Source organism: Pseudoflavonifractor intestinihominis (genome assembly GCF_040096055.1).
Taxonomy (GTDB): Bacteria; Bacillota; Clostridia; order Oscillospirales; family Oscillospiraceae; genus Pseudoflavonifractor; species Pseudoflavonifractor intestinihominis.
Map to the genome: position 1 here is coordinate 134,009 of NZ_JBBMFK010000001.1, position 17,589 is coordinate 151,597.

At 65.4% G+C, this 17,589-nt stretch carries 17 protein-coding genes; 11 read left to right on the top strand and 6 right to left on the bottom strand.

What is annotated here, in order from left to right; all coding sequences use genetic code 11:
- Nucleotides 1-3: 3 nt before the first annotated feature.
- The 10 genes from WMO64_RS00655 to WMO64_RS00700 all read left to right on the top strand — a co-directional run bounded on the left by WMO64_RS00655 (nt 4) and on the right by WMO64_RS00700 (nt 10,284).
- On the top strand, nt 4-1,140 hold the full coding sequence (locus WMO64_RS00655; RefSeq protein WP_349230667.1) for a putative glycoside hydrolase: 1,137 nt from the start codon (nt 4-6) through the stop codon (nt 1,138-1,140).
- Between the two features lie 258 nt (nt 1,141-1,398).
- Nucleotides 1,399-1,713 (top strand): hypothetical protein, encoded by a 315-nt coding sequence (locus WMO64_RS00660; protein WP_294518711.1) that lies wholly within the window; start codon nt 1,399-1,401, stop codon nt 1,711-1,713.
- Complete coding sequence (locus WMO64_RS00665) at nt 1,713-3,683, top strand: V-type ATP synthase subunit I (RefSeq protein ID WP_349230668.1); 1,971 nt, start codon at nt 1,713-1,715, stop codon at nt 3,681-3,683. The genes WMO64_RS00660 and WMO64_RS00665 overlap by 1 nt, the downstream gene beginning before the upstream one ends.
- A gap of 3 nt (nt 3,684-3,686) precedes the next feature.
- Nucleotides 3,687-4,169, top strand: coding sequence for a V-type ATP synthase subunit K (locus WMO64_RS00670; RefSeq protein WP_294518704.1), 483 nt, complete (start codon nt 3,687-3,689; stop codon nt 4,167-4,169).
- 11 nt (nt 4,170-4,180) lie between these two features.
- Nucleotides 4,181-4,867: a V-type ATP synthase subunit E gene (locus WMO64_RS00675; RefSeq protein WP_349230669.1), complete on the top strand. Its 687-nt coding sequence runs from the start codon at nt 4,181-4,183 to the stop codon at nt 4,865-4,867.
- 63 nt (nt 4,868-4,930) lie between these two features.
- Entirely contained in the window at nt 4,931-5,929 is a 999-nt protein-coding gene (locus WMO64_RS00680) for a V-type ATPase subunit (RefSeq protein ID WP_294518698.1), read from the top strand.
- Nucleotides 5,922-6,236 (top strand): V-type ATP synthase subunit F, encoded by a 315-nt coding sequence (locus WMO64_RS00685; protein ID WP_294518695.1) that lies wholly within the window; start codon nt 5,922-5,924, stop codon nt 6,234-6,236. The genes WMO64_RS00680 and WMO64_RS00685 overlap by 8 nt, the downstream gene beginning before the upstream one ends.
- A gap of 111 nt (nt 6,237-6,347) precedes the next feature.
- The gene (locus WMO64_RS00690; RefSeq protein WP_349230670.1) at nt 6,348-8,123 is read left to right on the top strand and encodes a V-type ATP synthase subunit A; all 1,776 of its coding nucleotides are present in this window, start codon (nt 6,348-6,350) and stop codon (nt 8,121-8,123) included.
- Nucleotides 8,120-9,499, top strand: a complete 1,380-nt coding sequence (locus WMO64_RS00695) for a V-type ATP synthase subunit B (RefSeq protein ID WP_294518689.1) — start codon at nt 8,120-8,122, stop codon at nt 9,497-9,499. Before WMO64_RS00690 ends, WMO64_RS00695 begins: the two co-directional genes overlap by 4 nt.
- Nucleotides 9,500-9,570: 71 nt before the next feature.
- A complete protein-coding gene (locus WMO64_RS00700; RefSeq protein WP_294518687.1) occupies nt 9,571-10,284 on the top strand; it encodes a V-type ATP synthase subunit D in 714 nt (237 codons plus the stop codon).
- A gap of 82 nt (nt 10,285-10,366) precedes the next feature.
- Here the strand turns inward: WMO64_RS00700 and WMO64_RS00705 are convergent, their stop codons facing one another.
- From WMO64_RS00705 to pdxR, 4 genes are all read right to left on the bottom strand, one after another.
- Nucleotides 10,367-10,909: a hypothetical protein gene (locus WMO64_RS00705; RefSeq protein ID WP_349230671.1), complete on the bottom strand. Its 543-nt coding sequence runs from the start codon at nt 10,907-10,909 to the stop codon at nt 10,367-10,369.
- Between the two features lie 19 nt (nt 10,910-10,928).
- Nucleotides 10,929-11,363, bottom strand: a complete 435-nt coding sequence (locus WMO64_RS00710; protein WP_294518844.1) for a cell wall hydrolase — start codon at nt 11,361-11,363, stop codon at nt 10,929-10,931.
- Between the two features lie 25 nt (nt 11,364-11,388).
- Complete coding sequence (locus WMO64_RS00715) at nt 11,389-11,802, bottom strand: hypothetical protein (protein ID WP_294518847.1); 414 nt, start codon at nt 11,800-11,802, stop codon at nt 11,389-11,391.
- A 71-nt stretch (nt 11,803-11,873) separates the two neighbouring features.
- Complete coding sequence (pdxR, locus tag WMO64_RS00720) at nt 11,874-13,262, bottom strand: MocR-like pyridoxine biosynthesis transcription factor PdxR (RefSeq protein WP_349230672.1); 1,389 nt, start codon at nt 13,260-13,262, stop codon at nt 11,874-11,876.
- Nucleotides 13,263-13,380: 118 nt separating this feature from the next.
- On the opposite strand from pdxR, the gene WMO64_RS00725 reads away from it, so the two are divergent.
- The gene (locus WMO64_RS00725; protein WP_294518853.1) at nt 13,381-13,965 is read left to right on the top strand and encodes an ECF transporter S component; all 585 of its coding nucleotides are present in this window, start codon (nt 13,381-13,383) and stop codon (nt 13,963-13,965) included.
- Between the two features lie 51 nt (nt 13,966-14,016).
- Here WMO64_RS00725 and WMO64_RS00730 read toward each other — a convergent pair whose 3' ends face one another.
- Together WMO64_RS00730 and WMO64_RS00735 are read right to left on the bottom strand one after the other, a co-directional pair.
- A complete protein-coding gene (locus tag WMO64_RS00730) occupies nt 14,017-15,816 on the bottom strand; it encodes a KAP family P-loop NTPase fold protein (protein WP_349230673.1) in 1,800 nt (599 codons plus the stop codon).
- A 149-nt stretch (nt 15,817-15,965) separates the two neighbouring features.
- Entirely contained in the window at nt 15,966-17,570 is a 1,605-nt protein-coding gene (locus WMO64_RS00735; RefSeq protein ID WP_349230674.1) for a peptide chain release factor 3, read from the bottom strand.
- Between the last annotated feature and the right edge of the window lie 19 nt (nt 17,571-17,589).

Below are 17,589 nucleotides of genomic sequence, written 5' to 3' on the forward strand. Positions count from 1 at the left end.
TCCATGAGAAGAAGGAATCACTACGGATACGGGGCCTACCGGGGCAAGTCCAAGCTCCGTACCTTTTTGAAGTTCGTGATCGCCGTGCTGGCCGTGGTGCTGGTGCTGCTGGTGGGGACCTTTTTCTTCCTCCAGCGGTATATGGTGGTCTCCTCCACCGGGGGCATCTACTTTGACCTGCCCTTCCTGAACCGGGAGGAGGAATCCCCGCCGCCCAGCGAGACCGAGGAGACCCCGTCCATCGTGGTGGTCTCTCCCTCGCCCACGCCGGAGCCCACGCCCTCGCCGGAGCCCGAACCGGTGTACACCCGGGCGGTGGCCCTGCCCGACAGCCTGATCGCCGGCGGCGGCGTGCAGAATCTGTACGCGGCGGGAGGACTGGACCTGACGGCCTATACCGGCGGCAGCGACGCCGCCCCCATCCTGACCATGAAGGGCATCGACGGCCTGCTGGGGTACACCTCCGCCCAGACGGTGGCCCAGTCCGTGGGGGCCTCTTCGGCGGATACCGCCCGCAACGGGGATCTGACCGCTCTGTGCTCCGCCATGGACACGGCGGCCTATGTGTCCTGCTTCCGGGACAACACCGCCCCCTACCAGAACAACCAGCTGGCCCTGCGCACCAGCATCGGCAACTGGCGGGGCCCCGGGGAGATCCGCTGGATGACCCCGGAGAACGCCGACGTGCGGGCCTATCTGGCCGGCGTGTGCAGCGAGCTGGCCGGCCTGGGCTTTGACGAGATCATCCTGGACTACGCCGCCTTCCCCACCGAGGGCGACCTGTCCCTGATCCTCACCGGGGACCGGTACAACCCGGACACCTTCAGCCAGACGGTGGACGCCTTCTATCAGCAGGTGCGCCAGGCCATCGGCACCGGGGAGAACGCGCCGCTGCTGTCCATTGTTACCGACAAGACCACCCTGGCGCAGGGGAGCAATCCCCTCAGCGGCCAGACTCTGTCCGGCCTGTGCGCCGCGGCGGACCGGCTCTATGTGAAGCTGGACGGCGGCGACCCGGCGGACTACTACCCCGCCCTGCGGGAGGCGGGCATGGAGAACCCGGAGGAGAACCTGGTGGTCATCCTGGACCAGGCCCCCATCGGAGACCTGCCCTACAGCTGGGCCGTACTGCCCCAATAAGCAGAATATCTTCACAAAGATGTGAAACACACCTGTGTTTCACATCTTTTTTTCGTGGGAAAAAGATGACGGAAAAAGCAAGAAAAATTATTTGGCAGCATAAAAAAGAATTTGATTGTGCTGTTTCTGCCAAAATACAACCGGTTGGAGCAGAGCGTTTCGGGTAAAAATGCTTGCAATCTATTGCGGACTCGTCTATTATTCTATATAAGTGGGAGAATTTAATTTGAAGGTCCCACACTGGAAGGCGGTGAAATCATGTCCCTGGAAGCGATGAAAAAGATCACGGAGGCAGAGCAGGACACCCAGTCCCGTCGGGCAGGCGCGGCCGCTGAGGCCAAAAAGCTGGTATCCGACGCGGAAAAGGCAGGGCGGGCACTGATCGAGCAGGCCAACGCCCAGGCCGAGGCCCAGGCCAAGGAGGCCATGGCCCAGGCGGAGAGCCGCGCAGCCCGCCGTACCGAAGAGATCCTGGCGGAAAAGCGCAGCGCCTGTGATGCGCTCCGGTCTGCCGCCCGTGAGCGGCTGCCGGCGGCGGTGGAACTGATAGTCGGAAGGGTTGTGAGCATCTAATGGCCATCGTCAAGATGAAACGGCTGCGGGTCATCGCCCTGGCCTCCCAGCGGGACGAGCTGCTCCAGCGGCTGCTGCACGCCGGGTGCGTGGAGGTCACCGAGCCCCAGGCGGAGCTCAGCGACCCGGAGTGGATGGCCCTGCTCAAGCGGGATACCTCCGCTCTGAGCGATGTGAAGGCCAGGCAGAACGCCGTCAACGGTGCGCTGGAAGCCCTGCAGAAGTACGCGCCCGAGAAAAAAGGCCTGTTCATCCACCGCCGCACCATCAAGGAACAGGAGTTCATGAGCGACGCGGCCATGAACTCCGCCCTCCACAGCGCGGCGGAGATCAACACCCGGGTGCAGCGCATCTCCCAGCTGTTCACCCAGGATAACCGGCTCACCGGCCAACGGGCCAGTCTGGTGCCCTGGTCCGGCCTGGACCTGAACCTGAACACCGGCGGCACGGAGCACGCCCGGGTCTCCTTCCACACCTGCCCCGCGGCGGTGGACCTGAGGGAGGTCCGCCAGGCGCTGGCCCAGGCGGCCCCCTCGGCGGAGCTGTTCCCCGTCAGCGCCGACCGGGAATTGCAGTATCTGCTTATCATGTGTCACCGGGCCGAGGCGGAGACCGTCACCGAGACCGTCCGCCCCTGGTCCTTCTCCACCGTCACCTTCAAGGATCTCAACGGTACGGCGGAGGAGAACATCGCCCGCATTGACGGCGAGCTGGAGGAACTCCGGGCCCGCCGGGAGAAGACAGCCGGGGAGATCGCCGCCATGGCGGACTGCCGCCGGGATCTCCAGGTGTGCTCCGACCGGCTGACCGCCGAGCTGAGCAAGGAGAGCGCCAAGGAGCGCCTGCTCACCAACGGCACCGTGGTGTTCCTGGAGGGGTGGATCAGCGAGCCGGGCATCCCCAGGGCCGAGTCGGAGATGCTGAAATTCGCCTGCGCCTGGGAGACCTCCGACCCCCTGGAAGAGGAGGAGCCCCCCATCCTGCTCCACAACCCCAAGTGGATGACCCCCATCAACATGGTCACCGAGATGTACTCCCTGCCCGCCTACCGGGGCATCGACCCCAACCCCCTGATCTTCTGGTTCTTCCTGTTCTTCTTCGGTTTTATGTTTGCTGACGTGGCCTACGGCATCATCATCTGGGCCATCAGCTTTGTCATCACCAGGAAGTACAACCCCAAGGGCACGATGGGCTATATGTTCCGTTTGGGCCAGTATATGGGTATCTCCACCCTTATCTGCGGCATCTTTACCGGCGGATTCTTCGGCGACGTGATCCCCAAGGTGGCCGAGCAGATGTTCGGCATCCCGATGGAGGGACTGCCCCAGTGGCTCCAGACCTTCAGCAACGGTATTATCGTCAACCCCATCAACGACCCCATGACCACCCTGATTATGGCTGTGGTCATCGGCGTAATCCAGCTGGTGTTCGGCCAGTGCATCCACATCTATATGTGCTTCCGGGACGGCCATCCCGCCGACGGACTGCTGGATGTGGTGCCCTGGTGGCTCTTCTTCGGGTCCATCGGCCTGGTGGCCGCCGGCCAGCCCTGGTGGTGGATCCTGGTGGGCTGCGTTATCCTCATCGCCACCCAGGGCCACACCAAGCGGGGCTTCTTCGGCAAGCTGTTCGGCGGCGTGGCCAGCCTGTATGACGTGACCAGCTGGCTGTCCGACGTGCTGTCCTACTCCCGCCTGATGGCCCTCATGCTGGCCACCTCGGTCATCGCCAGCGTAATGAACACCCTGGGTACCCTGGGCGGCCTGAGCGTGGGCGGCGTCATTTTGTTCGTGGTGGTGTTCCTTATCGGCCACGTGTTCAACGTGGGCGTCAACATCATCGGCACCTATGTCCACGCGGCCCGACTCCAGTACCTGGAGTTCTTCGGCAAGTTCTACGAGGAGGGCGGCCAGGCATTCCAGCCCATGACCTACAATACCAAATACGTGGATATCATTGAGGAGGAATAAGTTATGGAACTGCAAAACCTGATCGGTACCGGCATCGCCTTTATCGGCGCGTGCCTGGCGGTTGGTATGTCCTGCGCCGGCTCCGGCCGGGGCGTGGGTATCGCCGGTGAGGCGGCCGCCGGCGTGGTGTCCGAGGACCCCAGCAAGTTCGCCAAGACCCTGATCCTTCAGCTGCTGCCCGGCACCCAGGGCCTGTACGGCCTGGTCATCTGGTTCTGGGCCATCTTCAACATGGGCCTGCTCGGCGGCGTGCCCACCCTGGACATCGGCGCCGGTATCGCCGTGTTCGGCGCCTGCCTGCCCATGGCCATCGGCGGCTATGTGACCGCCGTCGCCCAGGGCCGCTGCGCCGCCGCCGGCATCGGCATCGTGGCCAAGCGCCCCGACCAGGCCTCCAAGGGCATCCTGATGGCCCTGATGGTGGAGTTCTACGCCATCCTCTGCCTGCTGGCCTCCTTCCTGATGATCTTCTTCTTCGCCGCCTGAGGTGAAACGCCATGAATGGAATTGAAAAGATTACCCAGCGCATGGAGGACGACGCCCAGCGGGAGATCAACGAGGTCCTGACCACCGCCCGGACTCAGGCCGACGAGATCACCCGCCGCTGCCGGGAGCAGGCGGACAAGGAGAGCGCCGCCATCGTGGCCCGGGGTGAGAGCTCCGCCGCCGAGCGGGAAAAGCGGCTGGAGAGCATGGCGGAGATGGAATCCCGCAAGCTGGTCCTGGCCGCCAAGCAGGAGGTGCTGGACGAGGCCTTCACCATGGCGCTGGAAAAGCTGTGTACCCTCCCCGACGAGGAGTACATCGAGCTCCTGGCCGCCCTGGCCGTCAAGGCCGCCCGCACCGGCCGGGAGAAGGTCATCTTCTCCCAGAAGGACCGCAACCGGGTGGGCAAGGCCGTGGTCACCAAGGCCAACGACGCCCTGGCCCGCAAGGTGGCCCCCCGTCTCCCCAACGACCTGACCGACACCAAGGCCGGCGCCATCCTGGACAAGGTGGTCACCGGCGCCTCCGCCATCCTGGCGGGCACCGGCATGCTCACCCTGGCCGAGGAGACCCGGCCCATCAAGGGCGGCATCATCCTGTCCGACGGCGACGTGGAGACCAACTGTACCTTTGAGACGCTGGTCCGCCTCCAGCGGGAGAACATCTCCGGCGAGGTGGCCAAGGTCCTCTTCGACTAATTTCCCAGCCCGGGGCGGGAGAGCCGCCCGGAATCACTTCCTCTCGAAAGGAGGAATCACGGCTTGCCAAAGATCAAAGACACCGACTACCTCTTCCTCTCCACCCGCATCAAGTCCATGGAGCGCAACCTCCTCAACGGCGAGCGGCTGGAGCGCATGCTGGAGGCCAGAACGCCGGAGGACGCGGTCAAGGTCCTCACCGAGTGCGGCTGGCCCGACATGCCCAGAGTGGATCTGGATGAGCTGGACCGGGTGCTGACCCAGGAGCGGGACAAGACGCTGAAGGATCTCACCTCCTCCGCCCCTCATCCGGAGATTCTGGAGGTTTTCAAGGTCAAATACGACTACCACAACATCAAGACCCTGCTCAAGGCCGAGGCCATGGGGGTGGACCCGGAGCGGCTTCTGGTGTCCGCCGGCCGGGTGAGCGTGGAGGAGCTGACGGAGAAGCTCCGCTCCGGCGACCTGCGGGGCCTGCCGGGTATCCTCCAGGCCGCCGCCGGGGAGGCCCGGGAGGTGCTGGGCACCACCGGCGACCCCCAGCTGGCCGACTTCGTGCTGGACCGGGCCTGCTACGCCGACATGGCCGACATCGCCAGCAAGTCGGGCAGCGCCTTCCTGGCCGGGTACGTCCGCATCACCGTGGACGCGGCCAACCTGCGCAGCGTGGTGCGTACCCTGCGCATGGGCAAGGGGGCGGAGTTCCTCAAGGGCGTCCTCTTCCGGGGCGGCAACGTGGACACCGGGCGGATCCTCTCCGCCGTGTCCTCCGGCGGCTCCATCGAGGAGATCTACACCACCTCCGCCCTGCGGGATGCGGCCGCCGCCGGCACCGCCGCCATTGCGGGGGGACGGCTCACCCACTTTGAGAAGCTCTGTGACGACGCCGTCACCGCCTACCTGGCGGGGGCCCGGTACGTGGCCTTCGGCGAGGCCCCCCTCATCGGCTACCTGGCCGCCCGGGAGACCGAGCTGACCAACGTGCGGGTCATCCTCTCCGGCCGTCTGGCCGGGCTGGACGCGGATACCATCCGGGAAAGGCTGCGTGAGAGCTATGTCTAACTGGAAAATCGCCGTCCTGGGGGACCGGGAGAGCGTCATGGGCTTCAAGGCCCTGGGGCTGGAGGTCTGCCCCGCCGAGACCGTGGAGGAGGCCAAGACCATCCTCCACCGCCTGGCCAAGGAGAACTGCGCCGTGGTGTACCTCACCGAGCAGTACGCCGCCGAGATGGGCCCGGAGATCGACCGCTACAAGGACGAGCTGACCCCGGCCATCATCCTCATCCCCGGCAAGGCCGGCAGCCTGGGCATCGGCATGGACAACATCAGAATCGCCGTGGAGCGGGCCGTGGGCGCCGACATCTTATAAAAGCCCATCCACCGGCAAACCTGTCACCTTACCAATTCAGACCTGAAGCGCCGGAGCGCGCATATTGGAGCTTCGCGCGCCTGAGCGTTTGTCAGAAAGAAGGTTGAAACATTGAGCGGAAAAATCGTCAAGGTCTCGGGCCCCCTGGTGGTGGCCGCGGGCCTGTCCGACGCCAACATGGCCGACGTGGTCCGTGTGGGCGAGCAGAAGCTCATCGGAGAGATCCTCACCATGAACGGGGATTCGGCCTCCATCCAGGTCTACGAGGAGACCTCCGGCCTGGGCCCCGGCGCTGTGGTGGAGACCACCGGCGCCCCTCTGTCCGTGGAGCTGGGCCCCGGCCTGATTGAGAACATTTACGACGGCATCCAGCGCCCCTTGGAGGAGATCATGAAGATCGCCGGGGCCACCATCCAGCGCGGCATGCAGGTGCCCGCCCTGAGCCGGGAGAAGAAGTGGGACTTCACCCCCACTGTTGAGGCCGGGGCCGCTGTGTCCGCCGGCGACCTCATCGGCACCGTCCAGGAGACCGCCGTGGTGCTCCACAAGATCATGGTCCCCGTGGGCCTGAAGGGCACCATCGAGTCCATCCAGGCCGGGTCCTTCACCGTGCTGGACACCGTGGCCGTCCTCCGGGACGAGAACGGCGACAAGCATGAGCTGACCATGATGCAGAAGTGGCCCGTCCGTGTGGGCCGCCCCTACAAGCACAAATACCCCCCCAAGGCTCCCCTGTGCTCCGGCCAGCGCATCATCGACACCATGTTCCCCATCGCCAAGGGCGGCACCGCCGCCGTTCCCGGCCCCTTCGGCTCGGGCAAGACCGTGGTGCAGCACCAGCTGGCCAAGTGGGCCGACGTGGACATCGTCATCTACATCGGCTGCGGCGAGCGCGGCAACGAGATGACCGACGTGCTGCGGGAGTTCCCCGAGCTGAAGGACCCCCGCACCGGCGAGAGCCTGATGAAGCGCACCGTGCTCATCGCCAACACCTCCGATATGCCCGTGGCCGCCCGTGAGGCGTCCATCTACACCGGCATCACCATCGCCGAGTACTTCCGCGACATGGGCTACGACGTGGCCGTCATCGCCGACTCCACCTCCCGCTGGGCCGAGGCCCTGCGCGAGATGTCCGGCCGTCTGGAGGAGATGCCCGGCGAGGAGGGCTACCCCGCCTACCTGTCCAGCCGCCTGGCCCAGTTCTACGAGCGGGCGGGCAGCGTGTCCTGCATCTGCTCCGACGGGGACCGCCGGGGCAGCCTGACCGCCGTGGGCGCCGTGTCGCCTCCCGGCGGCGACCTGTCCGAGCCCGTCAGCCAGGCCACCATGCGCATCGTCAAGGTGTTCTGGGCCCTGGACGCCAGCCTGGCCTACAAGCGCCATTTCCCCGCCATCAACTGGCTCAACTCCTACTCCCTGTACCTGGACTCCCTGAAGCCCTGGTTTGACGAGCATCTGGGCAAGACCTTCCTCATCGACCGGGACAAGGCCATGAGCCTGCTCCAGGAGGAGGCCAGCCTGAACGAGATCGTCCAGCTGGTGGGCAAGGACTCCCTGTCTCCCGCCGACCAGCTCACCCTGGAGACGGCCAAGATGGTCCGGGAGGACTTCCTCCAGCAGAACGCCTTTGTGGACGTGGACAGCTTCTCCGAGTACGACCGGCAGGAGAAGTTGCTGGCCATGATCCTCCGCTATGACAGCCTCTGCCGGGCCGCCATTCTCCGGGGGGCGGACGTGCAGGCCCTCTTTGAGATCCCGTCCCGGGAGCGCATCGGCCGGGCCAAGAGCGTGGAGAGCAGCACGTATCAGGCCGAGTACGCCGACATCGCCGCCCAGATGGAGCGGGAGATCGAGGCCGTGGCCGAGAGAGGGGAGGCGGAGGCATGATCCGCGAGTATAAAACCATACAGGAGATCAACGGCCCTCTGATGGTGGTGCGCAAGGTGGAGGGCGTCACCTACGACGAGCTGGGCGAGATCCAGCTGCCCAACGGGGACGTCCGCCGCTGCAAGGTGCTGGAGGTCAACGGCGACAACGCCGTGGTCCAGCTCTTTGAGGCCAGCGCCGGCATCAACCTGAAGGAGTCCCGCATCCGCTTCCTGGGCCACCCCCTGGAGCTGGCGGTGTCCGGCGACATGCTGGGCCGGGTGTTCAACGGCATGGGCCGCCCCATTGACGGCGGCCCCGAGATCCTGCCCGAGGAGCGCCGGGACATCAACGGCCTGGCCATGAACCCCGCCGCCCGGGACTACCCCAACGAGTTCATCCAGACCGGTATCTCCACCATCGACGGTCTGAACACCCTGGTCCGCGGCCAGAAGCTGCCCATCTTCTCCGGCTCCGGCCTGCCCCACGCCGCCCTGGCCGCCCAGATCGCCCGCCAGGCCAAGGTGCTGGACGGCGCGTCCAACTTCGCCGTGGTCTTCGCCGCCATCGGCATCACCTTCGAGGAGTCCAACTTCTTCGTGGAGGAGTTCCGCCGCACCGGCGCCATCGACCGCACCGTGCTCTTCACCAACCTGGCCAACGATCCCGCCGTGGAGCGCATCTCCACGCCCCGTATGGCCCTCACCGCCGCCGAGTACCTGGCCTTTGAGAAGGGCATGCACGTGCTGGTCATCCTCACCGATATCACCAACTACGCCGAGGCCCTCCGGGAGGTGTCCGCGGCCAAGAAGGAGGTCCCGGGCCGCCGCGGCTACCCCGGCTACCTGTACACCGACCTGGCCACCATGTACGAGCGGGCCGGCCGCCGTCTGGGCTGCCCCGGCTCCATCACCATGATCCCCATCCTCACCATGCCCGAGGACGACAAGACCCACCCCATCCCCGACCTGACCGGCTATATCACCGAGGGCCAGATCATCCTCTCCCGTGAGCTCTACCGCAAGGGCATCATCCCCCCCGTGGACGTGCTGCCCTCCCTGAGCCGTCTGAAGGACAAGGGCATCGGCGCCGGCAAGACCCGGGAGGACCACGCCGGCACCATGAACCAGCTCTTTGCCGCCTACTCCACCGGCAAGGAGATGAAGGAGCTCATGTCCATCCTGGGCGAGAGCGCCCTCTCTCCCACCGACCTGCTGTACGCCAAGTTCGCCGACGAGTTCGAGAAGCGGTACGTGGCCCAGGGCAACGAGGAGAACCGCTCCATCGAGGAGACCCTGAACCTGGGCTGGGAGCTGCTGAGCATCCTGCCCAGAAGCGAGCTCAAGCGCATCAAGCCCGAGCTCATCGACAAGTACCTCCCCAAGAAGGCGGAGTGACGCCCCACCTCTCCGCCGGAGCAGGCGGAGAGGCAGACCGGCGAATCCGACTTTGAAAGGAGGCGAATCCCTTGCCGGCCATCAATGTAAACCCCACCCGGATGGAGCTCACCCGGCTGAAGACCCGGCTCAAAACCGCCCAGCGGGGCCACAAGCTCCTCAAGGACAAGCGGGACGAGCTGATGAAGCAGTTCCTGGACGTGGTGCGGGAAAACCGCGCCCTGCGGAAAAAGGTGGAGGAGGGGCTCATGCGCTCCCACGGGTCCTTCACCGTTGCCTCCGCCCTCATGTCCGCCGAGATGCTGGAGCAGTCCCTGCTCTACCCCAAGCAGAGCGTGGAGCTGGACATGACCTTCCACAACATCATGTCGGTCAACGTGCCGGAGTACCACTTCAAGACCAAGAGCAGCGACGCCGGGGAGATCTACCCCTATGGCTTCGCCGCCACCTCCGGCGAGCTGGACGACGCGGTGGACGCCCTGGCGGGGGTGTTCCAGGACATGCTCCGCCTGGCCCAGATCGAAAAGACCTCCCAGCTGCTGGCCGAGGAGATCGAAAAGACCCGCCGCCGGGTCAACGCCCTGGAGTATGTGAAGATCCCCCAGATGCAGGAGGCCATCAAGTATATCTCCATGAAGCTGGACGAGAACGAGCGGTCCAACACCATCCGCCTGATGAAGGTGAAGGATATGCTCCTCAAGGAGGCCATCGAGGAGAAGCGTGAGGCCGACGCCCGGGCCGTGGAGGCCTTCGGCGGCCATCCGGAGGGCCCGGAGGAGATCTGAATTTTCCACAGTCCGGACCTGAAATGTGTAAAAATACCCGCTGCCACATGGCAGCGGGTATTTTTTGCGCAAAGATTCGGGTTCAGCCGGACATGGGCACGCCGTACCCGCCGCAGAAGCCGCCGGGACAGGCGGCGCTGCCCATGGCGGTGCCGCTGTTGGTGATGGGGGTCGTGTCGGGCTGGGAGGTCCAGCCCGTGCCGGGTATGGACGGCGTACCCGGCATGGCCACGCCGGGCATGGGGGCCGCGCTGGGGGTGTACATGCTGCCCGGGGCGTAGGTGGCCGCGGGCACCCGGTAGGGCCGCTGACCGGGGAGATAGAAGGTGACGAACTTCACCGAGAAGATGTCGCAGACCACAAAGGTCTGACTGGTCTCCTCGTACAGAGTGAGCACGCTGCGGCCCACGGAGTAGAGCACGCCCTGCTTCCGGGTGAGGGCGTTGGTGCCGATGAGAAACTCCACCACCACGTACTCGCCCAGATTGTCCGCCAAAAACTGCTGGAGCGAGCCCTGCATGGCGGGGGTGTTGAAGTTCTCCTCCGGCGGCACCACCAGGGAGCCGCCATTGCCGGAGCTGTTGAGGGCCATGTCTCCTGCTGTGCCGGGATAATACTGTGCCATAGGGGATAACCTCCAGATTTCAGGTGTCCGCATAGGCGGCGGTGGGGTTGTAGAAGCAGTGGTCGCCGATGCGGATCGCGAATTCTCCCACCTGGGAGGGGAAAAAGGGACGGCACTCGGGGCTGTACGGGTTGAAGAACCACAGGGCGAAGCCCAGGTTGGTCAGGCGGTTGCCCGCCATGGCCCACTCCGCCACGTCCCAGTGGGTCTGCTCCAGGGACATGTTGTAGAGGTTCTGGGCGTTGTACTGTCCACCCACGGTCTCCATGGCGCACACGAACTGCCGGGGCTGGAAGACCACCTCCCGGACGGTGTGGAGCCGCCCGTACTCGCCGTATGTAATGTTGACCCGGTTCATCACCACCGAGGCCACCGCCCGCATGCCGTTGAGTCCCTCGCCGCCCGCCTCGCACTTGACAATGCGGGCCAGCAGCTCCAGGTCTGAATATGCCATTGAATGTTCCTCCTGACAGGGCCGGTCAGCCCGCAAGGGTGTGGGAGGCGGGAGATGAGGCGGAGTCGTCCAGGTCGTCCAGCCGCACCACCGCGGCGGCCAGCACCAGCATGGAGGCCCACAGGTTGCGCCCGGCCGACCGGCGGGCGGCACAGCCGCTCTCCGGGGTCAGGCTGTGCCAGGCCTGGACGGCCAGACAGAGGAAAAAGCCCAGGGACCCTACGGCCAGCGCGCTGGCCCGCCGCCGCACCGGCAGTACCGACGGCACGGCTGCCGCCTCCTCCGTCCTGCCCGCCAGGGCCAGACACAGCTGCCGCCGCTGGGTGAGGGAGGCGCTGAGGGAGAGCAGCAGAGAACCGAGCAGCACCAGCAGAAAGAACACCGCCCCGTCGGCGTCTGAGAGCTGCCGCGCCAGGGTCTCCCGATCCGTCTCTTCCATCCGACCGCCTCCTCTCGTCCGGCAGGCTCCGCCCGCCTCCGCAGTATCCTATGCACGGGGGAGAGGAGATGTCACATGCCGCCGAAGGCCCGTGCCAGGTCGCCCACCGCCTTTGGAGCGGCGGCCGCGTCCAGCCCGGCGAAGCCCAGCACCAGGGAACCGGGCAGGGGAGAGGCGCCCCGGCAGTACTCCCCCAGGGTGCGCACCCGGTAGCCAGCCGCCGCCGCCCTGGCGGCCAGATCGGCTTCATCCCGACCGGGCAGGGTGAGGAGCAAGTGGAGCCCGGCCCCGGCTCCAGACACCCGGCCCTGGGGAAAGGCCTCCTTCAGCGCGGCGGTGAGGGCGGCGCACCGGGCCCGGTACAGGCTGCCCGCCCGCCGCAGGTGCCGCCCGTACTGCCCCGAGGACAGGAAGCGGCAGAGCACCTGCTGCTCAAACCGGGACACCGTGGACGCGCCGTGGGCAAACCGGGCCCTGTACACCTCCAGCAGCGCCTCGGGCAGGATGAGGTAGGCGGCGCGGATGGAGGGGGCCAGGGTGCGGCTGAAGGTGCCGGTGTACACTACCCGGCCGCCGGTGTCCATGCCCTGCATGGCGGGGATGGGCCGGGAGGCGTAGCGGAACTCGCTGTCGTAGTCGTCCTCAATAATATAGCGGCAGGGGGCGGCGTAGGCCCAGCGGAGCAGCTCGGTCCGCCGTCCGGCGGGCATGGCCGCGCCGGTGGGGAACTGGTGGGAGGGGGTCACATAGGCCACCCCTGCCCCGGAGGCGGCCAGTGCGGCGGGTACCATGCCCTGTTTGTCCACCGGCACGGGGACGGCGGAGCGGCCCAGATTCTCCAGGGTGCGGTAGGCGGCGTTGTACCCCGGGTCCTCCAGGGCCACCGGGGTGGCCGGGTCAAAGAGCTGGAAGAGCACACTGAGCAGGTATTCCATGCCCGCGCCCACCACTACCTGCTCGCTGCGGCACCGCACGCCCCGACAGGACTGGAGAAAGTCACACAGGGCCTCCCGCAGGGGCAGATCCCCCTGGGGGTCCCCCCGCTGGAGCAGCTCCGGGTCCTTCAGGGCCTCCCGGGTCAGGCTGGCCCACACCGAGGAGGGGAAGATGTGGGTGTCCACGGCGGCGGTGGAGAAGACGTCGCTGAGGGCGGGGGCCGCCGGGGCGGGCTCAGAGGCGGTGGGCTGAGGGGCCGCCGCCGGAGCGTCCAGGGGCAGCAGGGAGCACACCCGGTATCCGCTCCGGGGCTGGGATTGCAGGTAGCCCTCGGCCACCAGCATGCCGTAGGCGGTCTCCACCGTGGACAGGCTCACCCCCAGCTGGGCGCACAGCTGCCTTTTGGAGGGGGCCCGCTCCCCGGCGGCCAGGCGGCCGGTGCGGATCTCCTCCACCATGCGGCGGTAGATCTGCTCGTAGAGGGGGAGAGCCCCCTCCTGGGGCACAAAGAAGGATGTGGACATCAGAACCGCCTCCAAACTGACCTGATAAAAAATAATAAAACTGGATATTTTAAAGATGCCAGTTGCGTGTATAATACAGCATCAGAGAGTACAAGTCAATCCTCAGGAGGGAAGCGTTATGATTCTCAATTCCAGAAACACAAGGGACCAAAAGCTGATGTTTGCCGTCATGGCGGGCCTGATGGCCGCCCTGGTGGCGGTGGGCTCCGCCCTGCGGATCACCCTGCCCGTGAACGTGGGCACCACGTCCTTTCACCTGGGCAACATCATGTGCGCCCTGTCGGGCATTTTCCTGGGCCCGGTGGGGGGCGGCCTGGCGGCGGGCATCGGCTCGGCCATCTATGATATGACCAACCCCCTGTACATCTCCGAGTGCTGGATCACCTTTATCACCAAGGGGGCCTACGGCGTGGCGGTGGGCCTCATCGCCTGGAGCGCCGGCCGCCGGGGTGAGCGGTACGGCTGGAATCTGGCGGGCACGGTGACCGGCGCGGTGGTGTACGCGGCTTTGTACCTGTTCAAGGGCTTTGCCTGGGACGGCCTGCTGCTGGGCGGCCTTCAGGCGGGCCCCGCCCTGGCGGCCCTGGTGCCCAAGCTGCCCGCCACCACCTTCAACGCTGTGGTTGCCATTGTCTGCGCCCCGGCCCTGGCCGCTGCGGTCCAGAAGGCCCGGCATTCCGTGACTGCCGCTCAGCAGGGGTAAAGAGAGACAAAAAAGCGCTGTCCCGTATGGGGACAGCGCTTTTTTGCCGGTTCAATCGGCGCGTTCCTGCTCCACCCGGTGGGCCAGCCGGACCTTCAGCTCCAACTCGCCGGGGGCGTACCCCATGGCGGTCATCATCTTCCGCAGGTCGTTGACCTTGGTGTGGCTGGAGTTGTTGACCTCCACGTCCACCCCGGCCTTCGGTACCCGGGCTGTCTTGGAGGAGTCCCGTTTGCAGTCGAAGAGGGTGGACAGGTCGTGAGCGGCGGGGGAGGCCTGAATGGCCCGGAATTTCTCCGGGTCCCGCTCATAGAGGATGTCCAGCACCTGGGTAAGCAGGGCGCTGTATTTGCGGACAGGCGTCTCCTGACCGAAGAGGCGGAAGGCCTCCAGCTGGGAGCCGTTCCAGCCGGGGAGCTTCCGCAGATTGTCAAAGACAATGGGCTCGTCGATCTTGTGATAAGCGGCCGTATCGTCCAGCCGGTTCTGGTAGCGTACGCCCTTGCCGGTGTTGCCGTTGGCGGAGATAAACCGGCTGACCGGGACGTCCGCCTCGGCGGTAGTGGTGGCGGAGAAATTGAGGATGTTCTCCAGCAGCCTCAGATCCTCCCGGGTGAGGGCCTGATCGGAGGCCGCCAGGGCGGTGCGGAAGCTCTCCATAAAATCGGTGATCCGGTTCACATCGGCGGAGCCGTCCAGGCCCCACTGTTCAAACAGCTCCTGGAGCAGGGGGTCGGTCTCCTCCATGTCCTCGTCCAGCTCATCGCCGGAGAGCAGGGCGGCGTACCGCTCAGGCTGGGCCAGCTGGTTGAAAAACTCCGGCGTCAGCCGGCCGCTGCTGCGGACCACAAAGTTGTATACCTCCTCGTAGGACAGCTGGAGACAGAGCACGGCAAAGAGCAGCCGCTTTTCGTGGTCCTGGTCCAGGTGTTCGCCGCTGTGGATGCGCTGGAGCAGGAGAAAGGCGTTGAGCAGCCGTTTGATGCCGCGGGGATTGTAGCCGATGGAGGTGCGGATGAGGGCCACATAGGGGGCCGCGTCTGCCACGGGCAGGCGCATCTGCTCCATGGCGGCCCGGACGAATTTCTCAATGTCGTAGTGGGCCACCGGCATCTTGAAGGGCACCTGGATGATCTTGTCGAAAAAGCTGCGGCCCTTGTCCATGCCCAGGCTCTCGCCGTACTTCTGCCGGATGCCCTGGGAGACCACGGCGTAGTCGATGGCCAGAAGGAACACGCACTTGTCGCAGTCCAGGAAGAGCTTGAGCACCTCCAGCAGCTCTACCGCCCGGGCCGGCTCCAGCCGGTCCAGGTCGTCCACAAAGATGACCACCCGGTCCTTCTTCTGCTCCTTCAGGGCCTGCTTCACGCAGTCCTGGAACCGGGCCTTCAGGGTGGAGATGGCCTCGGTCACGTCCTCCTCTTCGGAGTTCATGGCGGACTCCGCCGCGCCCGCCACATCCAGACCGGTGACGGTGCTGGCCGCCGACAGGCCAACCCGGAACAGTACGCTCCCCAGAGTGCGCAGGGAGCTCTTGATGGAGTCGGCCTGGATGCCCTTGAGGCCCAGGGAGGCCGTCAGCCGGGACACCAGCAGCAGGGGCAGCCGGTCCCCCAGGTTGAACTGGGAGAACTGCCAGGTGTTGAACCAGACGGGGAGCACCTTGTCCTCCAGCTCCTCCCGGATGAGCATCATAAAGCTGGTCTTGCCGCTGCCCCAGTCCCCCTGGACCGCAACGGTCATGGGCGTGTCGCACTCCAGAATAAAGCTGCTCAGGCCCTTGATGTACTTCTCCACGTCAAAGATGTCTTCGCTGCGCCCGCTGAGTGGCTTGTCTGTAAAGCCGGCCATGATCCTTCCTCCTGATTTGACAGAAATAGAGGGTATCCGCTGTTATTTTCCATCATAGCAGAGCGGAGGAGGGATGGCAAGGCGGGATTGAAACAATCAGGGAGTGTGCTCCGGCATCGGAGCACACTCCCTGATTGTTTCAGATAAACTTACTTCTGCCAGCCGCCGCCGAACTCCAGCAGGGTGAGCTGCTTGTTGCGCTCGCTGGTCCAGTTGATGGCCCACTGGGTGGCGAAGAGGAGCAGCTGGTTGCCCTTGTAGTCCTCCACCAGCTTCACGCCGTCGCCCAGGATCAGGTCCTCCTCCTTCACCGGCTCGCCGTCCTCGGTCTCGATCCAGCGGAGGTACTCATAGGGCAGGCCCTCCATATAGAGGTCCACGTTGTACTCGTTCTTCAGCCGGTACTCCAGCACGTCGAACTGAAGGGTGCCCACCACGCCCACGATGACCTCCTCCATGCCGGAGTAGGGGGTTTTGAAGATCTGGATGGCGCCCTCCTGGGCGATCTGCTCCATGCCCTTGAGAAACTGCTTGCGCTTCATGGTGTCCAGGCTGCGCACCCGGCGGAAGTGCTCGGGGGCAAAGGTGGGGATGGGGTCGAACTTGAACTTCTTCCCCGGAGCGCACAGGGTGTCGCCGATGGAGAAGATGCCCGGGTCGAACACGCCGATGATGTCCCCGGCGTAGGCCTCCTCAATGATCTCGCGCTCGGCGGCCATCAGCTGCTGAGGCCGGGAGAGGCGGATCTTCTTGCCGCCCTGGACGTGGTAGACCTCTTTGTCCGCCTCGAACTTGCCGGACACGATGCGCATGAAGGCGATCCGGTCCCGGTGGGCCTTGTTCATGTTGGCCTGGATCTTGAACACAAAGGCGGAGAAGCTGTCGTCCATGGAGTCGATGAGAGTGTCGCCGGCGGTGCGGGGCAGGGGACCGGTGGTCATGCGGAGAAAGTGCTCCAGGAAGGGCTCCACGCCGAAGTTGGTCAGGGCGGAGCCGAAGAACACGGGGGACAGCTTGCCGTGGCGTACCCGGTCCAGGTCGAACTCGGCGGCGGCGCCGTCCAGCAGCTCGATCTCGTCGGTGAGCTGCCGGTGGAGCCGCTCCCCGATCAGGTCGTCCAGATTGGGGTCCCCCAGCTCCACCTCGGTGGCGGTGGCCGCCTTGGCGCCGCCGTTGGAGGTGAAGTGGATGATCTTCTTGCTGCCCCGGTCGTACACGCCCTTGAACTCCTTGCCGCAGCCGATGGGCCAGTTGACGGGGTAGGTCTCAATGCCCAGCTCCTTCTCCAGTTCCTCCAGCAGCTCGAAGGAGTCCCGGGCCTCCCGGTCCATCTTGTTGATGAAGGTAAAGATGGGGATGTCCCGCATGGCGCACACCTTGAACAGCTTCCGGGTCTGGGCCTCCACGCCCTTGGCCGCGTCGATGACCATGACGGCGCTGTCGGCGGCCATCAGGGTGCGGTAGGTGTCCTCGGAGAAGTCCTGGTGGCCGGGGGTGTCCAGGATGTTGATGCAGAAGCCCTCGTACTGGAACTGCATCACCGAGGAGGTGACGGAGATGCCGCGCTGCTTCTCGATCTCCATCCAGTCGGAGGTGGCGGCGCGGCTGTTCTTCTTGCCCTTGACCACGCCGGCCTGGGCGATGGCGCCTCCGTACAGGAGGAACTTCTCGGTCAGGGTGGTCTTACCGGCGTCGGGGTGGGAGATGATGGCAAAGGTGCGGCGGCGGGAAATTTCAGCTTCGTATTTTGACATAGATGCAAACCTCTCTACA

What these genes read in the sequence shown, in the direction of transcription:
- WMO64_RS00705 (WP_349230671.1), bottom strand. Translation starts at nt 10,909, where the DNA reads ATGGCACAGTATTATCCCGGCACAGCAGGAGACATGGCCCTCAACAGC.
- WMO64_RS00730 (WP_349230673.1), bottom strand. Translation starts at nt 15,816, where the DNA reads ATGGCCGGCTTTACAGACAAGCCACTCAGCGGGCGCAGCGAAGACATC.
- WMO64_RS00670 (WP_294518704.1), top strand. Translation starts at nt 3,687, where the DNA reads ATGGAACTGCAAAACCTGATCGGTACCGGCATCGCCTTTATCGGCGCG.
- WMO64_RS00710 (WP_294518844.1), bottom strand. Translation starts at nt 11,363, where the DNA reads ATGGCATATTCAGACCTGGAGCTGCTGGCCCGCATTGTCAAGTGCGAG.
- WMO64_RS00655 (WP_349230667.1), top strand. Translation starts at nt 4, where the DNA reads ATGAGAAGAAGGAATCACTACGGATACGGGGCCTACCGGGGCAAGTCC.
- WMO64_RS00685 (WP_294518695.1), top strand. Translation starts at nt 5,922, where the DNA reads ATGTCTAACTGGAAAATCGCCGTCCTGGGGGACCGGGAGAGCGTCATG.
- WMO64_RS00725 (WP_294518853.1), top strand. Translation starts at nt 13,381, where the DNA reads ATGATTCTCAATTCCAGAAACACAAGGGACCAAAAGCTGATGTTTGCC.
- WMO64_RS00715 (WP_294518847.1), bottom strand. Translation starts at nt 11,802, where the DNA reads ATGGAAGAGACGGATCGGGAGACCCTGGCGCGGCAGCTCTCAGACGCC.
- pdxR (WP_349230672.1), bottom strand. Translation starts at nt 13,262, where the DNA reads ATGTCCACATCCTTCTTTGTGCCCCAGGAGGGGGCTCTCCCCCTCTAC.
- WMO64_RS00665 (WP_349230668.1), top strand. Translation starts at nt 1,713, where the DNA reads ATGGCCATCGTCAAGATGAAACGGCTGCGGGTCATCGCCCTGGCCTCC.
- WMO64_RS00675 (WP_349230669.1), top strand. Translation starts at nt 4,181, where the DNA reads ATGAATGGAATTGAAAAGATTACCCAGCGCATGGAGGACGACGCCCAG.
- WMO64_RS00695 (WP_294518689.1), top strand. Translation starts at nt 8,120, where the DNA reads ATGATCCGCGAGTATAAAACCATACAGGAGATCAACGGCCCTCTGATG.
- WMO64_RS00735 (WP_349230674.1), bottom strand. Translation starts at nt 17,570, where the DNA reads ATGTCAAAATACGAAGCTGAAATTTCCCGCCGCCGCACCTTTGCCATC.
- WMO64_RS00660 (WP_294518711.1), top strand. Translation starts at nt 1,399, where the DNA reads ATGTCCCTGGAAGCGATGAAAAAGATCACGGAGGCAGAGCAGGACACC.